Consider the following 22239-nt stretch of genomic DNA (forward strand, 5'->3'; position numbering starts at 1 on the left):
CACGCGGACCCATGGCGACCGGACCGGCCGGTGCCATAGGTAAAGAGGAAGCTCAGCTGCTTGCGCATGGAGTGGATTATGGCCCCCCGACCGCGCCCCGGCCAACCGGGCCCGGATGCTGAGACGCCCCCGCGCCGACCGGCCCACGTCACGCCGGGGCACCCCCAGCGTGACGTGGGCCTCGGATGGTGCGACAAACCGGCGGCCGGCGCCACCGGTAGAATCGACAAAACAGCCACCACTTTCCCGCCGGAAGGCCGCCCCGTGCCAGAAGCACCCTCCGCCGCCCACGACAGCGCCCCGGACACGGTCCTCGTCGTCGACTTCGGCGCGCAGTACGCCCAGCTCATCGCCCGCCGCGTCCGCGAGGCCCGCGTCTACAGCGAGATCGTGCCCAGCACGATGCCCGTGGCCGAGATGCTCGCCAAGGACCCGAAGGCGATCATCCTCTCCGGCGGCCCGTCCTCCGTGTACGAGGAGGGCGCCCCGCGCCTGGACGACGCCGCCGCCCTCTTCGGCTCCGGCGTCCCGGTCTTCGGCATGTGCTACGGCTTCCAGCTGATGGCGACGACCCTCGGCGGCACCGTCGACAACACCGGCGCGCGCGAGTACGGCCGCACCCCGCTGTCCGTCTCCAAGTCCGGCTCGACGCTGTTCGAGGGCACCCCGGAGCACCAGTCGGTGTGGATGTCCCACGGCGACGCCTGCTCCGCCGCCCCCGAGGGCTTCACCGTCACCGCGTCGACGAACGTCGTCCCGGTCGCGGCCTTCGAGAACGACGAGCAGAAGCTCTACGGCGTGCAGTACCACCCCGAGGTGATGCACTCCACGCACGGCCAGCAGGTCCTGGAGCACTTCCTCTACCGGGGCGCGGGCCTGAAGCCCACCTGGACCACCGGCAACATCGTCGAGGAGCAGATCGCGGCGATCAAGGCGCAGGTCGGCGACAAGCGCGCCATCTGCGGCCTGTCCGGCGGCGTGGACTCCGCGGTCGCCGCGGCCCTCGTCCAGAAGGCCATCGGCTCCCAGCTGACCTGCGTGTACGTCGACCACGGCCTGATGCGCAAGGGCGAGACCGAGCAGGTCGAGAAGGACTTCGTCGCGGCCACCGGCGTCCAGCTGAAGGTCGTCGACGCGCAGGAGCGCTTCCTGACCGCGCTGGCCGGCGTCTCCGACCCGGAGACCAAGCGCAAGATCATCGGCCGTGAGTTCATCCGCGTCTTCGAGCAGGCCCAGCTGGAGATCCTCCAGGAGGACGGTCCGGCGGTCGCGTTCCTGGTCCAGGGCACCCTGTACCCGGACGTCGTGGAGTCCGGCGGCGGCACCGGCACCGCGAACATCAAGTCCCACCACAACGTGGGCGGCCTCCCCGACGACATCGAGTTCGAGCTCGTCGAGCCGCTGCGCCAGCTGTTCAAGGACGAGGTCCGGATGGTCGGCCAGGAGCTCGGCCTGCCCGAGGAGATCGTCCAGCGCCAGCCCTTCCCCGGCCCCGGCCTCGGCATCCGCATCGTCGGCGAGGTCACCAAGGAGCGCCTGGACCTGCTGCGCGAGGCCGACGCCATCGCCCGCCACGAGCTCACCGCCGCCGGTCTCGACCGCGAGATCTGGCAGTGCCCGGTCGTCCTCCTCGCGGACGTCCGCAGCGTGGGCGTGCAGGGCGACGGCCGCACCTACGGCCACCCGATCGTGCTGCGCCCCGTCTCCTCCGAGGACGCGATGACCGCGGACTGGACGCGCATGCCGTACGAGGTGCTCGCCCGGATCTCGACCCGCATCACCAACGAGGTGCCGGACGTGAACCGCGTGGTCCTGGACTGCACGAGCAAGCCCCCGGGCACCATCGAGTGGGAGTAGTCCCCGCCCGCAGTGCCTGACGGAGCCGCCGCTCCCCTCCACGGGGGCGGCGGCTCCGCCGTTCCTCTGGCCTGTTGGCGGCCGCGCCGGTACCTTGCGCCGCGACCGTGCTCCAGCAGGAGGGACCGCCATGCCGGACCAGCCCGTACCCGTGCCGGTGGACCGGCTGGCCTTCGAGATGCCGCCCGTGCACCGGGACCCGGCCCGGGAGCGCGCCCACCGCAAGGAGCGGCTCGCCGGGGCGCTGCGGCTGCTGGGGCGGCTCGGGTACGAGGATGGGGTCTCGGGGCACGTCACCGCGCGGGACCCCGAGTTCGAGGACTGCTACTGGGTGAACCCCTTCGGCCGGGCCTTCGCGGGGCTGCGGCCGCGGGACCTGCTGCTGGCCGACGGGGACGGGCGGGTGCTGGAGGGCGGCCGGCGGCTCAACGAGCTGGCCTTCGCAGTGCACGCCGCCGTGCACCGGGCCCGGCCCGACGTGGTCGCGGTGGTCCGCGCGCAGGGCCCGTACGGCAGGGCGCTGGCCTGCCTCGGCGAGCTGCTGGCCCCGGTCACGCAGGAGGCCTGCGCCTTCTACGAGGATCACGCGCTGCTGGACGAGTACCCCGGCGGCGGTGTCGCCGACCCGTCGCGGGTCGCCCGCGCCCTCGGCCCGTACAAGGCGCTGATCCTGCGCAACCAGGGGCTGCTGACGGTCGGCGGCTCGGTGGACGCGGCCGTGTGGTGGTTCATCGCGGCGGAGCGGGCCGCGCAGGTGCAGCTGATCGCGCGGGCGGCCGGCAAACCGGTGCCCGTCGACCACCGTGCGGCCGTCGCCACCCGGGAGCGGTTCGGCGGTGATCTCGCCGCGTGGGTGAGCTACCAGCCGCTGTGGCAGACCGTCGAGGACGTGGCGTCAACATCATGAACCGTTAATCACCTGCTCTGACATCGTGCGCAATCCGGAGCACTGCCGCAGTGGTGCACAATTCGCTGGCATTGCACCGTAGTTCAGAGAGGCGGCACGCACGTGGCTGTCCAAGAGATGTCCCGGAGTACCCATACCGCCGTCTGCGCCTGCGACGACTGCGCACGGGAGGGGCACCGCAGAGCGGTCGCCGCGTTCCTGGAGAAACGGGACGAGTTCGCCGCCGGACAAGGGGTGCCGGCCGCGGTGGCCCACTCCCTCGGCGCCTCCCGCCAGTGGGTCTCCGACGAGCTGACCCTGTCCGCCCGCACGGTCGCCGACCGGGGCCGGGAGGCCGGGAACTCCTGGCTCTACCTGTTCTCCCGGCGGGCCGTCCTCACCCTGTGGATCGCCGCCGGGGTGCTGCTGGTCGTCCAGGTCGGCACCGCGCTCGGCACCGGCTGGTCCACCGCCCGCACCGCCGGGCTGCTGACCGCGCTGCTGCTGGCCGGACTGCTCACCGCCGCCGCCCGCGCCCAGTCGCTGCGCGGCGGTCTGCTGGCCCCGGTCGTGGGGGAGGACAACCGGCTGTCCACGTCGAAGGCGGTGCCGAGCGCCTGGCTGGTGCTGACCGCGTTCGCGGCGCTGCTGCCCGCGCTGCGGCTGGCCGCCTCCTCGCCGGGCCCCGAGCGCGAGGCCCTGTACCAGGGGTTCGCGCTGGAGCGGGCGCTGCCGCTGCTGTCGGTGGTCGCGCTGACCTCGGCGGTGGCGGTGCTGGTGCGCCGCGTGGTCTCCGTACGGATCATGGGGCAGCGGCTGCAGAAGCTGCCCGCGGACCGGCCGCGCGGGGTGGACCTGCTGACGGACGACGACGGCCGCGGCAGCTTCCCCGACGCGCAGTACGTGCTCGTCTCCACCGTGGTGCTGGCCTACGCGGCGGTGTCCCTGGCCCGCTTCCCCGACCGGCTGCCGCAGCTGCCGTGGGCGCTGGCCATGCTGGTGGCGCTGTCGGCGGCGGTGTACCTGGCGGCCAAGTACGCCGAGGGCAGCCGGCCGCTGGTGTTGTCGGTGGTGCGCAGGCGCGAGCCCGGTGACATCGACGCGGCCGTCCGGCCCGGCGACGACATCGAGATCCGCGGCGTCGGCTTCGTGCCGCCCGGCGCGCGGACCCCGGAGATGCTCGCCCGTCTGGTCGTACGGGTCGGGGCGGTCCACGTGCACGTGCCGCTGGTCCCGGTGGCGGGCGGGTTCACCAACCCCTCGGACGCGGTGCTCACCGTCCCGGTGCCCGCGGAGACCGAGCCGGGCCGGGTCGACGTCCAGGTGGTCACGGCGGCGGGGGTGGAATCCAACCGCTGCGTCATCGACGTGGCCGAGTGAACGGGGTAGACATGGGGGCGTGACCCGAACTGACGCCCCATCCGGGCAGCGGACGACCATCCCGCTCAAGGAGCTGGCCACCCGCTACGCGCTCTTCCCGCTGCGGATCTTCCTCGGCGTGACCTTCGTCTACGCAGGCATCGACAAGCTGACGGCCGGGGGCTTCCTCGCGGAGACCGGCAGCGGCTCGATCGGCGAGATGATGCGCGGGGTGCGCGACACCTCCGCGATCCCCGCCCTGGTGGACCTGGCGCTGAAGGCCCCCGTCGGCTTCGGCGTGGCCATCGCCATCGGGGAACTCCTCGTCGGTCTCGGTGTGCTCGCCGGGGTGCTGACCCGCCTCGCCGCCGCCGGCGGCCTGCTGATCTCGCTCAGCCTGTGGCTCACCGTCTCCTGGGCCGTGACCCCGTACTACTACGGCAACGACCTGGCGTACCTGATGGCCTGGACCCCGCTGGTCCTCGCGGGGGCGCCCTACTGGTCGTTCGACTCGATGACCCGGTCGCGCTGATCCCGGCGCACGGCGTACGTGACCATCCCGACCAGGGCGGACAGCACCAGCCCGCCCACCGCGAACGGGACCACCAGGAACCACGGCACGTCCGTCTCGCCGGCCGCGTCGAGCAGGTAGAGCACGCCCGCGGCGGTCAGGACCAGCCCCGCCAGCAGCCGTCCCGGCTGGAACTCATGACGCCGCACGGGCCACCTCCACCTGTCCCACGCCCGCTTCCAGGCGCAGCTCGATCGTCCCGCCGGCCTCGGTGCCGGCGGCCGGCGGCAGGGTCGCCCGCCGGTTCTCCCCCTCGCTCCTGATCCGGATGCCGGGGCCGGTGTCCCCGGGCAGCTCGATGTCGCCGATCCGGATCGACACGTCCGCCTTCGCGGTGACCTCCCGGGGGAGGACCACCTTCAGCCGGCCCGCCTCGATGGAGGCGCGGACGGACACGGTCGTGCCCTTGGGCACGTCCAGGCGGCTCAGGTCCAGGGTCGCCAGCCCCGTCTCCGCCTCGTAGGAGGGGCGTACGTCGGCCACCGCCGCCGGGCGCCAGGCCGTGTCCCGCCAGTCGGTGCCGATCTCGCGCGGCATGGCCACCGCACCCGCGAGCAGCACGGCGGTGAGCAGGCCGAGCAGGACCGTGCCGAAACCGGTGCGGCCCTTGACGGAGCTGACGGCGAGACCCAGCCCGAACACGGCGAGCGCGGAGGCGAGGCCCACCTGCAGGGCGTGCCCGAGGGTGCTGCCCTCCCACACCGCGGCGGTGCCGATGCCCCCCGCCAGCAGGGCCAGCACGAACACCCGGCCGCCGATGCCCCCGCGCGGCGGTGCGGGCGCCCCGCGCCGGGGCTCCTCCGGGGCGGTGCCCGGCCGGTCCCGGGCGGGGTCGCTGTCGTCGGGGCCCCACAGGTAGCCGGCCGAGCCGACCGGGCCCGTGGTGCCGTCCTTGACCAGCGGGTCCCGCCACCAGGAGGGGCTGCCCGGCACCGGCGGCGCCTGCGTCTCGGGCGGCGCCGGGCGGTGCGCGGCCGGGTCCCGCACCTCGGGGGCGGCGGCGGTGCGGTGGCGGCGGGACCAGTAGGAGGCCCCGCCGAGGGCCAGGATGACCAGGACCGAGAAGGCCCCCATCACCCCGTTGTCCAGCATCGACAGGAACAGCGCGCAGCCCACCAGGGCGCTGAACACGGCGGCGAGGGTGGCGCCCTCGACGCGGCCGGTCAGCAGCCGCTTGCCCTCGCTGTCCTCCTCGCCCTCCAGGGGCAGCAGCAGCCACGCGAAGCCGTAGAAGATCAGGCCGACGCCGCCGGTGACGGTGAGCACCCCGAGCACGATCCGGAACACCACCGGGTCCAGGTCGAAGTACCGGCCGAGGCCGCCGCACACGCCCGCGAGGACCTTGTCGCGCTTGCTGCGGCGCAGCGGTGGCCGCTCGGCGGGGGCCGGTGCCCCGGGATCCCCGGGCGGGGCGTCTTGTACGTCGGTCATGGGTCCATGGTGACGGGCGGTGCGGCCCCCCGGCACCGGGCCCTACCCTGGCGCAACCCTGATATCCCCCCTACAGAACTGGGGGGACGCCCTGATGCCCGGCCGCTCCCGGACGTGTGACCCTTGGTGACATGCCCGTAGCCGCCGCTCCACGCATCCCGCACGCACCCGACCCGGAGGACGTCCCGCAGCGCAGGCTCTACCGCAGCGCCGACGGCCGGATGCTCGGCGGGGTCGCGCGCGGCCTCGCCGGCCACCTCGGGCTGCCCGTGATCTGGGTCCGGCTCGCCTTCCTCGGCATGTTCATGTTCGGGGACGGGCTCGGCGTGCTGCTCTACGCGGCGTTCTGGGTCTTCGTACCGCTCGGCCAGGGCGGCAAGACCGGGCACCACTCCTTCTTCGAGACCCTCGACGACGGGACCCGCCGGGTGCGCAAGCCCGACAAGGGAGCGGTCTCCGGCCTGATCGCGCTGGCCGTCGGCGCCGGCATCTTCTTCTCCCAGCTGCGCTTCGGCGGCGAGAACGGCCGCTACATCTGGCCCACCCTCCTCGTCGGGGCCGGCGTCGTCCTCGTCTGGCGGCAGGCCGACAACGCCCGCCGCGCCCACTGGAGCGCCGCCGGGGACCGCCAGAAGCGCCTGTTCCAGGCGGGCCGCGCGCTCGCCGGCGTCGTCCTCGTCGGCGTGGGCCTGACCGTGTTCATCGTCGTACGCGGCTCCGCGGCCCAGCTCGGCAACCTCCTCACCGCCGTCCTCGCCGTCCTCGTCGGCATAGCCCTGCTCGCCGGGCCCTGGCTGATCCGGATGACCCAGGACCTCTCCGAGGAGCGCCTGATGCGCATCCGCGCCCAGGAACGCGCCGAGGTCGCCGCCCACGTCCACGACTCGGTGCTGCACACCCTCACCCTGATCCAGCGCAACGCCGAGGACGTCGGCGAGGTGCGCCGCCTCGCCCGCGCCCAGGAGCGGGAGCTGCGCAACTGGCTCTACAAGCCCGAGGGCACCGGCAAGGACGAGGCCGAGGAGCCCGCCACCCTCGCGGAGGCCGTGAAGAAGACCGCCGCCGAAGTGGAGGACCACCACGGCGTCCCGATCGAGGTGGTCGTCGTCGGCGACTGCCCGCTCGACGAGAAGCTCGGCGCCCAGATCCAGGCCGCGCGCGAGGCGATGGTCAACGCCGCCAAGTACGGTGGCGAGGGGCCCGTGCAGGTGTACGCGGAGGTCGAGGGGCAGACGGTGTTCGTGTCCGTACGCGACCGCGGACCGGGCTTCGACATGGAAGCGGTACCGGACGACCGCATGGGCGTACGAGAATCGATCATCGGCCGGATGCAGCGCAACGGGGGCACCGCGGTGCTGCGGTCCGCGCCCGACGGCGGCACGGTAGTCGAGCTGGAGACGGAGAGGGCGGCGAAGACAGCATGACCGAGGACAACGCGACCACGGGCGGCGCGGGCAGGAGGGTCCGGGTGGTCCTCGTCGACGACCACCGGATGTTCCGCACCGGCGTCCAGGCCGAGATCGGCGAGACCGCCCGGACCGGCGTCGAGGTCGTCGGCGAGGCCGCCGACGTGGACCAGGCCGTCACCGTCATCACCGCCACCCGCCCCGAGGTGGTCCTCCTCGACGTGCACCTGCCTGGCGGCGGCGGCGTCGAGGTGCTGCGCCGCTGCGCGCCGCTGATGGCGGCCGCCGAGAACCCGGTGCGGTTCCTGGCGCTGTCGGTGTCGGACGCGGCCGAGGACGTCATCGGCGTCATCCGCGGCGGCGCGCGCGGCTACGTCACCAAGACCATCACCGGCACCGACCTGGTGGACTCCGTCTTCCGGGTCCAGGACGGGGACGCGGTGTTCTCGCCCCGTCTGGCCGGCTTCGTGCTGGACGCCTTCGCCTCGACCGACGCCCCGCCGGTCGACGAGGACCTGGACCGGCTGACCCAGCGCGAGCGCGAGGTGCTGCGGCTGATCGCGCGCGGGTACGCGTACAAGGAGATCGCCAAGCAGCTGTTCATCTCGGTGAAGACGGTGGAGTCGCACGTCTCGGCGGTGCTCAGGAAGCTCCAGCTCTCCAACCGGCACGAGCTGACCCGCTGGGCGACGGCCCGCCGCCTGGTCTGAGACCGGTCTGACCTGCGGATGAACCGGGGATGACGCCCCGGGGCCGGGCCCCGGGGTGTGATCCACGCCGCAGTCGGGGAGGGCAACCGGAAGGCATCGCGGCGGGTCTTGGGTGGCGTGATGAGCCTGACCGGGACGCCCCTCTTCGCGACGGCGGCCGCCCTGACCGTGACCGCCGTCGTGCTGCCGCTGGCCCTGTGGAGCAAGGTGCGCGGCCCCGCCGTCGCACGCGTCGCCACCCGGGCGCTGATGGTGCTGTTCGCCCAGGTCACCGCCGTCGCCCTGGTCTTCGTCGCGCTCAACCGGGAGATGAACTTCTACGTCTCCTGGGCCGACCTGATGGGCACCGGCAAGTACGTCCAGGCCGCGCCCGACCTCGGCCCCGACGGCATGGGCGGGAAGAAGGCCGAGCAGGTCAGGGAGGAGCCCAAGGTCCGCCAGGAGTTCACCCCCGTCGAGGGCCTCGGCGGGCGGGTGAAGAAGACCGAGCTCGACGGGAAGATCTCCGGCGTCAAGGGCGACGTCATGGTGTGGCTGCCGCCGCAGTACGACGACCCCGCCTGGAAGGACAGGAAGTTCCCGGTCGTCGAGCTGATCCCGGGGATACCCGGCACCGGCAAGTCCTGGTTCCAGGGGCTCAAGGCGCACGAGGTGCTGGAGCCGCTGATGAAGGAGGGCAAGGTCCAGCCCTTCATCCTGGTTTCCCCGCGCGCCATGCTCCTCGGCAGCGGCGACACCGGCTGCGCCAACATCCCCGGCAAGGTCAACGCCGACAGCTGGTTCAGCGTCGACGTCCGCAAGATGGTCACCGACAACTTCCGCGCCTCCGACGAGGCCCGCACCTGGGGCGTCGCCGGCTACTCGGCCGGCGCGTACTGCGCCGCCAAGCTGGCGATCCTGCACCCCGACCGCTACAGCGCCGCCGTCTCCCTGTCCGGCTACAACGACCCCGGCCAGGAGCCCAGCTCGCTGGTGGCCAAGGACCCGGAGCTGCGCCGCACCCACAACCTGAAGGAACTCCTCAAGGCCCAGCCCGCGCCGCCGGCGGTCGCGCTGTGGATGTCGGGCGCCGAGCACGACGGCTACCTGTCCGGGACGGACCTCAAGGCCCTCGCGCAGAACCCGACCACCGTGCACGCCGAGAAGATCACCGGCGGGCACAACCTGGAGGCGTGGTCGAAGCAGCTGCCGCAGACCTTCGGCTGGCTCAGCCAGCAGGTCAAGGCGCCGTAGCCGGTCCTCACGCGGGACGGGAGGCGCCCGCCCAGGGCATCGAGTCGACCGGCGCCAGCCGGACCGTGGAGCCGGGGCGCGGGGCGTGGATCATCTGGCCGTTGCCGACGTACATGCCGACGTGCGTGACCCCGGAGTAGAAGAAGACCAGGTCGCCGGGGGCCAGCTGGTCCCGGGAGATCCGCCGGCCCGCGTTGATCTGCGTGTAGGTGGTGCGGGGCAGGGACACCCCGGCCGCGCGCCACGCGGCCTGGGTCAGGCCGGAGCAGTCGTACGAGCCCGGTCCCGTCGCGCCCCAGACGTACGGCTTGCCGATCGCCCCGTACGCGAAGGCCACCGCCCGCGCGGCGCGCGAGCTGCCGGCCGCCGCCGGGGGCGGGGTGTGGGGGGCGCTGACGGGGTCGGCCCCGACGGAGGCGGCGGTGCCCGACTGCGCCTCGTAGGCGGCCCGTTCCTCGGCGGTGAGCCGGGCCAGCAGCTGCCGGGCGGTGGCGAGCTTGTCCTCGATGACGGCCTTCTGCCGGGCGAGCTCGTGCTGGCGGGCGCGCAGGTCCGCGAGCCGGCCGGCGGCCTGGTCGCGCAGCCGCCCGACCTCGTCGAGGCCGCGCTTGACGGCTGCCACGTCGGCGGCGGTCCGGTCGCCGGCCCGGGTGAGCATGCCGGCCCGGTCCAGGTAGTCCTGCGGGTCGGCGGCCATGGCCAGTTGGAGGGCGGGGTCCAGGCCGCCGCTGCGGTACTGGGAGGCGGCGAGCGAGCCGAGCGCGCTGCGGGCGGTGTTCAGCCGGTCCGCCTTGCGGGCGGTCTCCTCGCGCAGGCCGGTCAGCGCCCGCTCGGCCTCGTCCGACTTGGCCTTCGCCCCGTTGTACTTCTCGGTCGCCGCCTCGGCCTCCCCGTAGAGCCGGTCGACCTCCGTCTTGACCTGGGCGGGGCTGAGCTGCGGCTCGGCGTGCGAGGTGCCTTCGAAGGCGGTGGCGGTGGCAGCGCCCGCGAGGGCGAGGGTGGCGGCGGTCCGTGCCGTGCCGCCGGAGAACGGGCGCTGCCTGGGCTTTCGATGACTGGCCACGGGGGCCTCACGTCCTTCCGCTCGTCCCGCAGGTCTGGGGGAGGTCTCGGGGGAGGACGCTAAACCCGGAGGTCACGGGCAGATGACGAGATGATCGGAAGTGGCTTCCTCCGACCGGGACTGGGCCGAGCCGGACCGGTCCCGGTCGCAGGACGGCGGTTCAGTGCCAGAGGACGGCGATGAAGATGTTGGCCACGGTCAGGCCGCCGACCGCCGCGAAGAGCCCCTTCTCCACGTGCTCCTCGTCGCGCTTGACGTAGACGAGGGCCAGGATCACGAACAGGACCGCCAGCTTCACGCCGATCTTGACGTGGTTGAGCGGGGCGCCGTCGCCCATCTCGCGGAAGCCCACCAGCAGCACACCGGTGACGAGCATGGTCAGCGCGCCGTGCAGCATCGCGGGCACGAACCGCGCCGTACCGGCGCCCATCGCCTTCATCTGGGTCAGGAACCCGCCCAGGAGCGAGGCGATGCCGATGATGTGCAGGCCGACGAAGACGTTGGTGAGGACAGTCATGCCGTCGAGCGTACGGGGCGGCTCCGGGGCCCCCGACGGCGGTGTGCGGTGCGGCCCCCGGGGGAGGGGCGGGGCCCGGTGAACGGGCCCGCGCCGGGGGTCGGCTGGACGGAAGCGTCCCTGGCCGGTTCGGTCCCTCGGTGATCACTTCCATGGCCCGTGACCTGCGGCGAAGCTTGTTCATGTCGCCGGGGGGAGCCCCCCGGGACACCCCCTCGAAGCCCTGAGAGACGTCACCGCGGGACGTACGTGAGGCGGCGGGGAGGACCCACCGCCCCACCCAGCCTCACCGACCGTGAACCGGAGTTTTGTCATGCCCCGATCCACCCGTACGTCCCGCAGCGCGTCCCGTCGTACGGCCGTCGCCGCCCTCGTCGCCGCCGCCGTCACCTCCGGGCTCGTCGCCGTCGACTCCGCGGCCCTCGCCGCCCCGGCCGCCGAGCCCGTGCCCGCCGCCGCCGACTACGGCAGCACCGGCCAGGGCGCGATCACCGCGGTCGACGGGGACCTGCGCGGCTCCGTCTACTCGGCGGCGACGACGAAGATGACCCGCAGTCAGGTCATAGCCCGGGCCAGGAGCTGGGTCGGCATCGGCCTCGTCTACGGCGGCGGCAGATACCACGGCGGCTACCGCCAGGACTGCTCCGGCTACGTCTCCATGGCCTGGGACCTCGACGACTCCCTCACCACCGACGCCTTCGAGCCGCGCGGCACGGTCTACTCGATCGGCAAGTCGGACCTGAAGGCCGGCGACGCCCTCCTCGACAACGACCCCGGCGCCGACGGCCACGTGGTCCTGTTCGAGAAGTGGGCCAACGGCGACAAGACCCAGTACTGGGGCTTCGACTTCACCCCGAGCGGCGTGCACCACCGCGTGTACGACTACCCGTACTACCCGGGCTACGGCCCCTTCACCCCGGTCCGCTACAAGAACATCGTCGACGACACGACGACCACGCCGCAGCCCGCCGCCGGCATGACCGACCTCGTCGCCGCCAACCTCAACGGGGACGCGGTGGACGACGTGGTCGGCGTGGAGGCCGCCACCGGCAAGCTCTGGCTCTACAAGGGCAGCTCCAACGGCACCATCGCCAGCGGCAGCGGCCGCGTGGAGATCGGCACCGGCGGCTGGAACGGCATGTCCAACCTGGCGGCCGGCGACTTCACCGGCGACGGCAAGGACGACATCGTCGCCACCGAGGAAGCCTCCGGCAAGCTCTACCTCTACCCCGGCACCGGCAACGGCCTCGGCACCCGCAAGGAGATCGGCTCCGGCGGCTGGAACGGCATGCACGACCTGGTCGGAGGCGACTTCACCGGCGACGGCAAGGCCGACGTGGTCGGCGTGGAAGCCGCCACCGGCAAGCTCTGGCTCTACAAGGGCAACGGCACCGGCGCGATCGGCGGCGGCAGCACCCGCGTCCTGCTCGGCACGGGCGGCTGGAACGGCATGCACGACCTGGTCGGCATGGACATCGACAACGACGGCAGGACGGACGTCGTCGGCGTCGAGACCTCCAGCGGCAAGCTCTTCTCCTACAAGAGCGCCGGCACCGGCCTGGACGCCCGCCGCGAGATCGGCTCCGGCGGCTGGAACGGGATGAACGACCTGCTCGGCGGCGACTTCACCGGCACCGGCAACGACGACCTCATCGGCGTCGAGAAGTCCAGCGGCAAGCTCTACCTCTACCCGAACACCGGTGGCGCCCTGGGCGTCCGCAAGGAGATCGGCTCCGGCGGCTGGTAGTCCGCCCCGCCGCGCGCCCCCGGACGCGCGCCCGCACGCACCGCACCACACGCACCGCACCGCACTGCCCGCACTGCCCGCACCGCATCACACCGCACGCGCCACCCGTGCCCGTCCCGCCGCGCGCCCCGAGCCGCCGGCCCGGGCCCGGGCCCCGCGCACCGGCCCGCCGCGCGCCCCGCGCCGCCGCGCCCGCCGCCTTCCGCTCCCCGAGCGCGCGGCCCCGTACCCGCCATTCCCCTCCCCAGGCACCCGTGTGCCGGTTTGGAACCCCCCATGTCTGCTTCGCCCAGCTCCGCCCCCGCCTCCCGCCGCACCTCCAAGGCGGTGCGCATCGCCACCGGCCTGATCTGCGCCACCATCGCCGCCACCGCCTTCTCCGTCGGCGGGGCCCAGGCCGAGGGCGAGGACCACCACGAGGCCCTGCCCGCCCTGACCGCGGCGGAGATGGGCCTGCCCGACACCTACGACACCCCGCCGGCGGCCGCCCTCTTCGCCACCGGTGACGGCGGCCGCCCCCGGTTCCAGATGCCCTTCCCGTGCGGGGAGAGCTGGTCCGGCGACTCCCGCTCGTACCACAGCCCCTCGGCCAAGGCCGTCGACTGGACCCACGGCGGCACCACCTACGGCAAGTCCGTCCTGGCCAGCGCCGGCGGCACGGCCCACATCCGCGACAAGGGCAACACCAGCTACGGCAAGTTCGTCGTCATCGACCACGGCAACGGCTGGAGCACCCTCTACGCACACCTCAGCGCCTTCAAGGTCTCCGAGGGCCAGCGCGTCGACGGCGGCGACCTGATCGGCCTCGTCGGCAACAGCGGCGGCTCCACCGGGGCCCACCTGCACTACGAACAGCGGCACAGCGGCAGCTACGAGCGCACCGTCTTCAACGGCACCGCCTACTACCCCGACGGCAGCCTGACCAGCAAGAACTGCTCCGCCCCGGACGAGGACGAGACGCAGCCCGGCCCGGGCCCCGGCCCCACCCCCGGCGACACAGGCATGATCGACCTGGCCTCGGCCGACCTGACCGGCGACGGCGTGATCGACGTGGTCGGCGTGGAGAAGTCCACCGGCAAGCTGTGGATGTACAAGGGCAACTCGAACGGCACCGTCGCGAGCGGCGGCAGCCGCGTCGAGATCGGCTCCGGCGGCTGGAACGGCATGTCCAACCTCACCGGCGGCGACTTCACCGGCGACGGCAAGGACGACATCGTCGCCGTCGAGGAGTCCACCGGCAAGCTGTGGCTCTACAAGGGCGCCGACAACGGGACCATCGCCCAGGGCGGCACCCGCGTCCTGATCGGCACGGGCGGCTGGAACGGCATGTCCGACCTCACGGCCCTCAACCTCAACGGCGACAAGGTCTCCGACCTCGCGGCCGTCGAGAAGTCCACCGGCAAGCTGTTCCTCTACCCGGGCTCCACCACCGGCCAGCTCGGCGCCCGCAAGGAGATCGGCTCCGGCGGCTGGAACGGCATGTCCAACCTGACCGGGATGGACGTGAACAACTCCGGCAAGCAGGACCTCGTCGCGGTCGAGGAGTCCACCGGGAAGCTCTGGCTCTACCCCGGCGCCGACAACGGCCGCCTCAGCGCCCGCGTCCTGATCGGCTCCGGCGGCTGGAACGGCATGTCCGACCTGATCGGCGGCGACCTCCAGGGCGCCACCGGCCCGGACGACCTGGTGGCCGTCCAGAACTCGACCGGCAAGCTCTTCCTCTACCCGGGCACCGGCAGCGGCCTGGGCGTCCGCAAGGAGATCGGCTCCGGCGGCTGGTAGCCACCGGCCGGCAGGCCATCACGGAAACCGGCGCGCTACCCCGGGTAGCGCGCCGGTTTCCGCGATTTCTCCGGGGGCGGGACCGGCTGTCGGTCCGGGCCCCTAAACTCGGAAGGCGATGAGCAGCCTCTTTGACGACAGCTTCCTGGCCGACCTCACCCCCTCCGACGAGGTCCCCCCGCCGCCCGAGGAGCACGCCGAGCCCGAGCACGGCGCGGACGACCTCTTCGGGGGCGCCTTCGACCTGCCCATGAGCGGGGACGCGTACTACCGGGACGGCGCCCCGCGCCCCGTCATCGACCCGGCGACGCTCCTGGACGGGCTGAACGAGCAGCAGGCCGCCGCCGTGGTGCACGCGGGCTCGCCGCTGCTCATCGTGGCCGGCGCCGGCTCCGGCAAGACCCGGGTGCTCACCCACCGCATCGGCCACCTGCTGTCCGCGCGGAACGTCCACCCCGGCCAGATCCTGGCGATCACCTTCACCAACAAGGCCGCCGGCGAGATGAAGGAACGCGTCGAGGGCCTGGTCGGCCCGCGCGCGAACGCCATGTGGGTGTCCACCTTCCACAGCGCCTGCGTGCGCATCCTGCGCCGCGAGTCGAAGCGGCTCGGCTTCACCTCCTCGTTCTCGATCTACGACGCGGCCGACTCGAAGCGCCTGATGGCGCTCGTCTGCCGGGACCTGGACCTGGACCCGAAGAAGTTCCCGCCCAAGTCCTTCAACGCCAAGATCTCGAACCTGAAGAACGAGCTGATCGACGAGGACGCCTTCGCCGCCCAGGCGGCCGACGGGTTCGAGAAGACGCTCGCCCAGGCGTACGCGATGTACCAGGGGCGGCTGCGCGAGGCCAACGCCCTCGACTTCGACGACATCATCATGACCACCGTCCACCTCCTCCAGGCCTTCCCGGACGTCGCCGAGCACTACCGGCGCCGCTTCCGGCACGTCCTGGTCGACGAGTACCAGGACACCAACCACGCCCAGTACACGCTGGTGCGCGAGCTGGTCGGCCCCGGCTACCCGGACCTGCCGCCCGCCGAGCTGTGCGTGGTGGGTGACGCCGACCAGTCGATCTACGCCTTCCGCGGCGCGACGATCCGCAACATCCTCCAGTTCGAGGAGGACTACAAGGACGCGACGACGATCCTGCTGGAGCAGAACTACCGCTCCACGCAGACGATCCTGTCCGCGGCCAACGCGGTCATCGAGCGCAACGAGAACCGCCGCGCCAAGAACCTGTGGACCCAGGCCGGCACGGGCGCCGTCATCACCGGCTACGTCGCCGACACCGAGCACGACGAGGCCCAGTTCGTCGCCGACGAGATCGACCGGCTCACCGACGCCGGCGACGCCAAGGCCGGCGACGTCGCGATCTTCTACCGGACCAACGCCCAGTCCCGCGTGTTCGAGGAGATCTTCATCCGCGTCGGCCTCCCGTACAAGGTCGTCGGCGGTGTCCGCTTCTACGAGCGCAAGGAGGTCCGGGACGTCCTGGCCTACCTGCGCGTCCTCGCGAACCCCGAGGACAACGTCCCGCTCCGCCGGATCCTGAACGTGCCCAAGCGCGGCATTGGCGAGCGCGCCGAGGCGATGATCGACGCGCTCGCGATGCGCGAGAAGATCACCTTCCCGCAGGCGCTGCGCCGCGTCGACGAGGCCTTCGGCATGGCCGCCCGCTCCACCAACGCCGTCAAGCGGTTCAACGTGCTGATGGAGGAGCTGCGCACGGTCGTCGACTCCGGCGCCGGCCCGGCCGTGGTGCTGGAGGCCGTACTGGAGCGCACGGGGTACCTCGCCGAGCTCCAGGCGTCGACCGACCCGCAGGACGAGACCCGGATCGAGAACCTCCAGGAGCTCGCCGCCGTGGCCCTGGAGTTCGAGCAGGCCCGCGACGAGTCCAACCCGGGCACCCTCGCCGAGTTCCTGGAGCAGGTCGCGCTCGTCGCCGACTCCGACCAGATCCCCGACGAGGACACCGAGGGCACCGGCGTCATCACGCTGATGACCCTGCACACCGCCAAGGGCCTGGAGTTCCCGGTCGTCTTCCTGACCGGCATGGAGGACGGGGTCTTCCCGCACATGCGCGCGCTCGGCCAGACCAAGGAGCTGGAGGAGGAGCGCCGCCTCGCCTACGTGGGCATCACCCGGGCCCGCGAGCGGCTGTACCTGACCCGCTCCAGCATGCGCAGCGCGTGGGGGACGCCCTCGTACAACCCGCCCTCGCGGTTCCTGGAGGAGATCCCGGCCGAGTACCTCCAGTGGAAGCGCACGGGCGCCGCGCAGAAGCCGGCGGGGCCGGTGCGCGGTTCCGGGTACGGCTCGTCCTCCGGGAAGGCCTCCTTCGGGACCTCGCCCGAGGCGTTCCTGTCCTCCTCGCGCACCAAGTCCGGCCCGTCCGGCTTCGCGACGCGCCGGGCCCCCGACAAGCCGGTCATCGCGCTGTCCGTCGGGGACCGGGTCACCCACGACCAGTTCGGTCTGGGCACCGTCATGGAGGTCCGGGGGGCCGGCGCGGACGCGCAGGCCACCATCGACTTCGGGGACGCCAAGCCGAAGCGGCTGCTGCTGCGTTACGCGCCGGTGCAGAAGCTGTAGGAGCCAGCGGGGCCGGCGGGGCCGGGGCCTTCGGGCTCCGGCCGTCGCCGGCGTCGGATCAGCTCGGGTCCAGGCCGTGGCTGCGCAGCCAGGCGGCGGGGTCGATCGCGGAACCGCCGCCGGGGCGCACCTCGAAGTGGAGGTGCGGGCCGGTGGAGTTGCCGGAGTTGCCGGAGTACGCGATGACGTCGCCGGCCTTGACCTGCCCGGACCGGATCTTGGTGCTGCTGAGGTGGCAGTACCAGGTCTCGGTGCCGTCGGGGGAGGTCAGGATGGCCATGTTGCCGTAGGCGCTGTTCCACTGGGTGCGCATGGTGCCGTCGGTGGCGGCCATGACCGGGGTGCCGTAGCCGACGGGGAAGTCGATGCCGGTGTGCACCGACATCCACATGCCGCCGGCCTGGCCGAAGCTGGCGCTCAGGCCGTGCTGGGCGACGGGAACCGCGAACTTGGGGCGGGCGGCTTCCTTGGCCGCGGCCTCCTCGGCGCGCTTCTTCTTCTCTTCTTCCTGGCGCTGCTTGAGGTCGATGCGCTCCTGCGTGCGGCTCGCGCGGTCCGCGAAGTCGCCCGCGTCGGCGCTGAGTGCCGCCAGCTGCGTGTCGAGCTTGTTGTTCGCCTCGACCGGCTTCACCGAGGACGGGTCGGGGGCGGCCATCGTGGTCGTTTCCTCGGCCGGCTTGTCGGAGCCGGTGAGTCCGCCGACGGAGGCGGCGGCCACGCCCGCGACGCCCATCACGCACGCGGAGGGCACGGCCACCGTCAGCAGGGCGGACCGCTTGGCCGGGTTGCGGCGGCGGTTGCCGGCGGCGGCGCCGCCCTTGGCCGCGGCGTTCCGGCCGGAGCCGCCCTTGCCGGTGGCCCGGCGGCCGGCGCGGGGTCCGGCGGCGGAGGCGGCGACGGACGGGGTGACGGGCATGGCCTGCGTGGGCATGTCGTGCACGGGGCCGTCCGGGAAGTCCGGCTCCTCGTCGGCCGCGACGAGTACGGGCTCGAAGACGGAGGTCTCGTCGTCCGCGTACGGGTCGGCGTCCGCGAAGGCGCCGGCCTCGGCGTGGCCCTCGGCCGTGGCGGTCTCCGCGAACACGGGGACGACGGTCGTGGCCTCGTAGCCGGCGGACGCGGTCGCGTCGGCCGCGCCGCCGTTCCAGGCGGTGGCGTCGTAGGTGCCGGTGTCCTGGCCGTAGCCGGGGAGGGTCCAGTGCCCGGTCTGCTCGGCGCCGGCGGAGTCGTAGCCGAAGGGCGCTGACGGGTACTCGGCCGTCGCGGCGTTCCAGGCGCTCGCGTCGTACTGGCCCGTGGTGTCCTCGTGGACGGTCTGGGCCGGGACGCTCGAAAGGTAACTCTCCGGAGCGGACCACCCGGTGGTGTCGTACGAGCCGGTGTCGCCCGCGGCCGGGTACGTCCCGTACGCGTCGTACGTTCCGTAACTGCCGGAGGCGGCGTAGTCCGTGACGAACTGATACCCCTGGCCCTGCGTTTCATAGGACGCATATGCCTGGTCACCAGCGAAAGTGGTGGTGGAAAGGCCGTCGTACCCGAAATCGGGGTACTGGCCCGACGTCGGGCGGTCGTTCACCAACTTCTCTTTCGCCTCGGCAGTGGGGCCTGGGTGGCCGGGGAACTCAAGGTTCACCGGAGGAGAGCAGTGGCGTGACTGTACCCGGCGGTTACTCGCCTCGACAATCTTCCGAGTGTTTCGTCCTGAGCGGAACCGGGCATTCGGCCGTCTTTCGGTCGCCTGAAGACCGAGCCTTGGCCTTGAGTTCGAAATTCGTTCGACTGGCGGTCGACCGGTGTTGTACGCACGCGCGGTCGTCAGACGACCAGGCTCCGGCCCTCGGTACCCGCGGCGGGAGCGGCGGATTCCGCCGGGCGGGGCGCGCCGTCCGCGGCGCGGAGCGGGCCGTCGAGGGCGCGCCGGACGGCGGCGATGACCGTGGGATGGACCGGGAGTGCGAGATGTCCGATGCCGGTGACCTGCACGTTCGTCGCGTCCAGGTCCGGGTGCTCGATGCGGGCCGTCCCGGTGGGTGCCATCAGCGCGTCGAACTCGCTCCAGAACGCCACGAACCGGGTCCGGCAGCCGGGCGCGGGCGTGGCCAGCTCGGCCATCACCTCGGAGTCCGGGCGCATCTGGCGGACCAGGGGGTGCGCGTCCATGAAGGGCGCGACCCGGGTGCCGCCGTGCGGGGTCCCCAGGGTGACCAGCGTCCGTACGCGCGCGTCCCCGCCGAGCCGCTGGACGTAGTACCGCGCGACCAGCCCGCCGAGGCTGTGCCCGACGACGTCCACCCGCTCCTGGCCGCTGCGCTCGCACAGCTCCTCGACGCGCCGGGCGAGGTGGCGGGCCGTCCGGCGCAGGTCGCGGGCGAAGGGGGAGTGGTTGTACGTCTCCACGCGCCGCCGGCCGCCCGCGCCGAGGGCGCGGCGCAGCAGGACGAAGACCGAGCGGTTGTCGGTGAAGCCGTGCAGGAGCAGTACCGGCGGCGGCTGTCCGGGCGTCCGGGCGGCGGGCAGGTCCGGCGGCCGCTCCTCGCGCATCCCCGTGGGGTAGAGGAGGAGGTGCCCGGCGAGCACCGCCGCCTCCAGGACCGCCGCCCGCAGGGCGGCGCCCGTGCGCGGCACGGGCAGCGGTGCGATCGTCAGCCCCATGGACGGCCTCCCCCTGGACCATTCGGGTACGGGGCCGTACCGCCGGGCGCGGCCCCGCCACCGTGCCGTGCGGCTGTCGGCGCGGTGGCGGGGCGACGGGGCGGTGGTGAATCAACGGCGTCCCGCGTGTGATTTCCCCCTCCCCGTTGACCGTGAAACGGTGCCGTGCGCAATGCTGTACTTAACGTTCGTTCACTCGGGAGGCAGTGCGATGGGTGTGACCGGTCCGATCCGTGTGGTGGTGGCCAAGCCGGGTCTCGACGGCCACGACCGCGGCGCCAAGGTGATCGCGCGGGCGCTGCGCGACGCCGGTATGGAGGTCATCTACACCGGCCTCCACCAGACCCCCGAGCAGATCGTGGACACCGCCATCCAGGAGGACGCGGACGCCATCGGCCTCTCCATCCTCTCCGGGGCGCACAACACGCTCTTCGTCCGCGTCATCGAGCTCCTCAAGGAGCGCGACGCGGAGGACATCAAGGTCTTCGGCGGCGGGATCATCCCGGAGGACGACATCGCCCCGCTCAAGGAGAAGGGCGTCGCCGAGATCTTCACCCCCGGCGCCACCACCACCGCCATCGTGGACTGGGTCAACGCCCACGTCCGCCAGGGCTGAACCGCCCCCCCCCGCAGTCCCGGCCCCGCCGCCCGTTCGGGCGGACGGGGCCAGTTCCGCGAGCATCGCCCCGCGCAGGCGCAGGGTGGCCACCAGGCGCTGGAAGGCCTCCGCCCAGTAGGCGGCGGCTCCCGGTGAGGCCTCCGGCGGGTCCTGGGCGGCGGCCGTCAGGGCCTCCAGGCGGTCCGCCTCCGCGGGGTCGAGGCAGCGCTCCGCCAGGCCCATCACCCCGCTGAAGCTCCACGGGTAACTGCCCGCCTCGCGCGCCGCGTCCAGCGCGTCCACCACCGCGCGGCCCAGCTCGCCCGCCCAGGGGACCAGGCAGACGCCGAGCAGCTGGAAGGCCTCCGACAGCCCGTGGGCCCGTACGAACTCCGCGACCCACGCGGCCCGCTCCCGCTCGGTCAGCGTCTCCAGCAGCTTCGCCCGCTCCGCGAGCGACGCCGTGCCCGGGCCCGCCGCGGGCGGTGCGGACGCGGGGCCCAGCAGGGCCTTGGACCAGAGCGGGTCGCGCTGGCGCACCGCCGCCCGGCACCAGGCCGCGTGGATCTCCTCCGCCCAGCCCTCGGCGACCGGCAGCGCCACGATCTCCGCCGGGGAGAGGCCGCCGAAGCGGTCCCGCCAGCAGGACAGCGGGGCCGACTCCACCAGCTGGCCGAGCCACCAGGCCCGCTCCCCGCGCCCGGCCGGCGGCCGCTTGACCACCCCGTCCCGCAGCATGCCCGCGTCGCATTCCGCCGGGGGCACCACCGCCTCCGGGCCGACGCAGGCCAGCGCCCGTTCCGCCATCCGCCCGGCCAGTGCCGAGGCCGGCAGCGCGGACAGCAGTTCGGCGGCGGTCGCCCGGACGTTGCGGCTGCGGTCGCCCAGCGCCGCCTCCAGGAACGGCTCGTCCCCGTCGGACAGCCCGGACCGCAGGGAGTCGAGGAACATCAGCCGGTCCTCGGCCCGCTCCGTCGCCCAGGTCGTGGCCAGCAGCCGGGGCGCCGCCGCCGGGTCGTGCGCCCGGACGGCCCCGAGCAGCGCGACCCGCTCCGCGAACAGCCCCTCCTCCCAGAGCCGGGCCACCGCCGCCCCGTCGGCCGGGTCGGGCAGTTCGCCGCCGCCCCCGGCCGAGCCGCGCAGGGCGAACCGCCACTCCGGATTCAGCCGGGCCAGCCACAGCCCCCGCGGCCCGGCCAGGGCCAGCGCCTGCGGGCGCAGGTCGGTCCGCGCCCGGGCCGCGTCCAGCAGCGCCGGGACCAGGGCCGACGGCGCCCGGTACCCGTGCCGCGCGGCGGCGGCCAGCCACTGCGGCAGCAGCTCCGTCAGATCCGGGGCGGCCCCGCGCCGTCCGCCGCCGCTGCCCGCCGCGGTCCGGCCGGCCAGCAGCTGCGCGAGCCGCCGCCCGGCTGCCTCCGGGGGCGCCGGGCGCGGATCGGGCGCCGCGGGCCGGGGCCGCCGGACCGCCCCGGCGGGCCGCAGCCCGGCGCGGCGGCGCAGCGTCTGCACGGCCGCCGCGTCGAGCAGCGCCTCCGGCGAGCCGCCCCGCCGCTCGGTGCCCAGCAGCGCGGCGGTGACCAGCTCCTCCCAGTCCCGGTGTACCCCTGCGCCCTCGTCACCCTGGCCCATCGGACCCCTCCTTCGTCAGTCCCCGTCGGTCGGTCCCCGTCGGCCGTGCGCCGTCGGTCCTGCGTCGTCGGTCGTGCGCCGTGCCGGCCCGGGGGGGGGGGGGGGGCCCGGCGCGGAGAGATGGTGCGAGGGGAGAGAGGGAGGGGTGTCGGGGGCGGGGTTGGTGTTCTGTTCGATGCCCCGCGCCCGCCCCCCTCCGGCA

Annotated in this window: 17 protein-coding genes and 1 pseudogene; 11 read left to right on the forward strand and 7 right to left on the reverse strand. The window is 73.4% G+C overall.

The genetic code is table 11. The features are described 5' to 3' along the window. Positions 1–264 precede the first annotated feature (264 nt). From guaA to AC07A6_RS35625, 4 genes are all read left to right on the forward strand, one after another. Positions 265–1857 (forward strand): glutamine-hydrolyzing GMP synthase, encoded by a 1593-nt coding sequence (gene guaA, locus AC07A6_RS35610; protein WP_478779866.1) that lies wholly within the window; start codon positions 265–267, stop codon positions 1855–1857. Positions 1858–1987: 130 nt separating this feature from the next. Then, on the forward strand, positions 1988–2764 hold the full coding sequence (locus AC07A6_RS35615) for a class II aldolase/adducin family protein (RefSeq protein WP_478779867.1): 777 nt from the start codon (positions 1988–1990) through the stop codon (positions 2762–2764). Positions 2765–2866: 102 nt separating this feature from the next. Further along, positions 2867–4123, forward strand: coding sequence for a hypothetical protein (locus AC07A6_RS35620; RefSeq protein ID WP_362467177.1), 1257 nt, complete (start codon positions 2867–2869; stop codon positions 4121–4123). Positions 4124–4142: 19 nt separating this feature from the next. Then, entirely contained in the window at positions 4143–4634 is a 492-nt protein-coding gene (locus tag AC07A6_RS35625; protein ID WP_362467176.1) for a DoxX family protein, read from the forward strand. Here AC07A6_RS35625 and AC07A6_RS35630 read toward each other — a convergent pair. Both AC07A6_RS35630 and AC07A6_RS35635 read right to left on the reverse strand, forming a co-directional pair. After that, positions 4598–4822 (reverse strand): hypothetical protein, encoded by a 225-nt coding sequence (locus AC07A6_RS35630; RefSeq protein ID WP_478779868.1) that lies wholly within the window; start codon positions 4820–4822, stop codon positions 4598–4600. The genes AC07A6_RS35625 and AC07A6_RS35630 overlap by 37 nt on opposite strands. Further along, a complete protein-coding gene (locus tag AC07A6_RS35635) occupies positions 4809–6104 on the reverse strand; it encodes a PspC domain-containing protein (RefSeq protein WP_478779869.1) in 1296 nt (431 codons plus the stop codon). The genes AC07A6_RS35630 and AC07A6_RS35635 overlap by 14 nt, the downstream gene beginning before the upstream one ends. Before the next feature lie 131 nt (positions 6105–6235). Between AC07A6_RS35635 and AC07A6_RS35640 the strand changes: the two genes are divergently transcribed. The 3 genes from AC07A6_RS35640 (at position 6236) to AC07A6_RS35650 (ending at position 9453) form a co-directional block, all read left to right on the forward strand. Next, positions 6236–7528 carry a PspC domain-containing protein gene (locus AC07A6_RS35640; protein WP_478779870.1) on the forward strand — a complete coding sequence of 431 codons (1293 nt, stop codon included), beginning with the start codon at positions 6236–6238 and terminating at the stop codon, positions 7526–7528. Then, positions 7525–8220 (forward strand): LuxR C-terminal-related transcriptional regulator, encoded by a 696-nt coding sequence (locus AC07A6_RS35645; RefSeq protein WP_007265981.1) that lies wholly within the window; start codon positions 7525–7527, stop codon positions 8218–8220. Before AC07A6_RS35640 ends, AC07A6_RS35645 begins: the two co-directional genes overlap by 4 nt. Positions 8221–8340: 120 nt before the next feature. Then, positions 8341–9453 (forward strand): alpha/beta hydrolase, encoded by a 1113-nt coding sequence (locus AC07A6_RS35650; RefSeq protein ID WP_478779871.1) that lies wholly within the window; start codon positions 8341–8343, stop codon positions 9451–9453. 7 nt (positions 9454–9460) lie between these two features. Here AC07A6_RS35650 and AC07A6_RS35655 read toward each other — a convergent pair whose 3' ends face one another. Next, positions 9461–10516, reverse strand: a complete 1056-nt coding sequence (locus AC07A6_RS35655; protein WP_478779872.1) for a C40 family peptidase — start codon at positions 10514–10516, stop codon at positions 9461–9463. A 160-nt stretch (positions 10517–10676) separates the two neighbouring features. Further along, positions 10677–11033, reverse strand: a complete 357-nt coding sequence (locus AC07A6_RS35660) for a hypothetical protein (RefSeq protein ID WP_125595876.1) — start codon at positions 11031–11033, stop codon at positions 10677–10679. A gap of 313 nt (positions 11034–11346) precedes the next feature. Between AC07A6_RS35660 and AC07A6_RS35665 the strand changes: the two genes are divergently transcribed. From AC07A6_RS35665 to pcrA, 3 genes are all read left to right on the forward strand, one after another. Further along, a complete protein-coding gene (locus tag AC07A6_RS35665; RefSeq protein ID WP_478779873.1) occupies positions 11347–12780 on the forward strand; it encodes an FG-GAP repeat domain-containing protein in 1434 nt (477 codons plus the stop codon). A gap of 276 nt (positions 12781–13056) precedes the next feature. Further along, positions 13057–14562 carry a peptidoglycan DD-metalloendopeptidase family protein gene (locus AC07A6_RS35670; RefSeq protein ID WP_478779874.1) on the forward strand — a complete coding sequence of 502 codons (1506 nt, stop codon included), beginning with the start codon at positions 13057–13059 and terminating at the stop codon, positions 14560–14562. Positions 14563–14680: 118 nt separating this feature from the next. After that, positions 14681–17158, forward strand: coding sequence for a DNA helicase PcrA (gene pcrA / locus AC07A6_RS35675; protein ID WP_386271462.1), 2478 nt, complete (start codon positions 14681–14683; stop codon positions 17156–17158). A gap of 58 nt (positions 17159–17216) precedes the next feature. On the opposite strand, the gene AC07A6_RS35680 is transcribed toward pcrA, so the two are convergent. Both AC07A6_RS35680 and AC07A6_RS35685 read right to left on the reverse strand, forming a co-directional pair. Beyond that, positions 17217–18737: a M23 family metallopeptidase gene (locus AC07A6_RS35680; RefSeq protein ID WP_478779875.1), complete on the reverse strand. Its 1521-nt coding sequence runs from the start codon at positions 18735–18737 to the stop codon at positions 17217–17219. Between the two features lie 236 nt (positions 18738–18973). Continuing rightward, the gene (locus AC07A6_RS35685; protein WP_478779876.1) at positions 18974–19810 is read right to left on the reverse strand and encodes an esterase/lipase family protein; all 837 of its coding nucleotides are present in this window, start codon (positions 19808–19810) and stop codon (positions 18974–18976) included. Positions 19811–20021: 211 nt separating this feature from the next. Between AC07A6_RS35685 and AC07A6_RS35690 the strand changes: the two genes are divergently transcribed. Further along, complete coding sequence (locus AC07A6_RS35690; RefSeq protein WP_125595885.1) at positions 20022–20426, forward strand: coenzyme B12-dependent isobutyryl CoA mutase small subunit; 405 nt, start codon at positions 20022–20024, stop codon at positions 20424–20426. Between the two features lie 48 nt (positions 20427–20474). Here AC07A6_RS35690 and AC07A6_RS35695 read toward each other — a convergent pair. Next, positions 20475–22037: pseudogene (locus AC07A6_RS35695) on the reverse strand (DUF5691 domain-containing protein); the annotation flags it as partial. Positions 22038–22239: the final 202 nt, after the last annotated feature.

This window comes from Streptomyces sp. NPDC044002 (genome assembly GCF_056434525.1).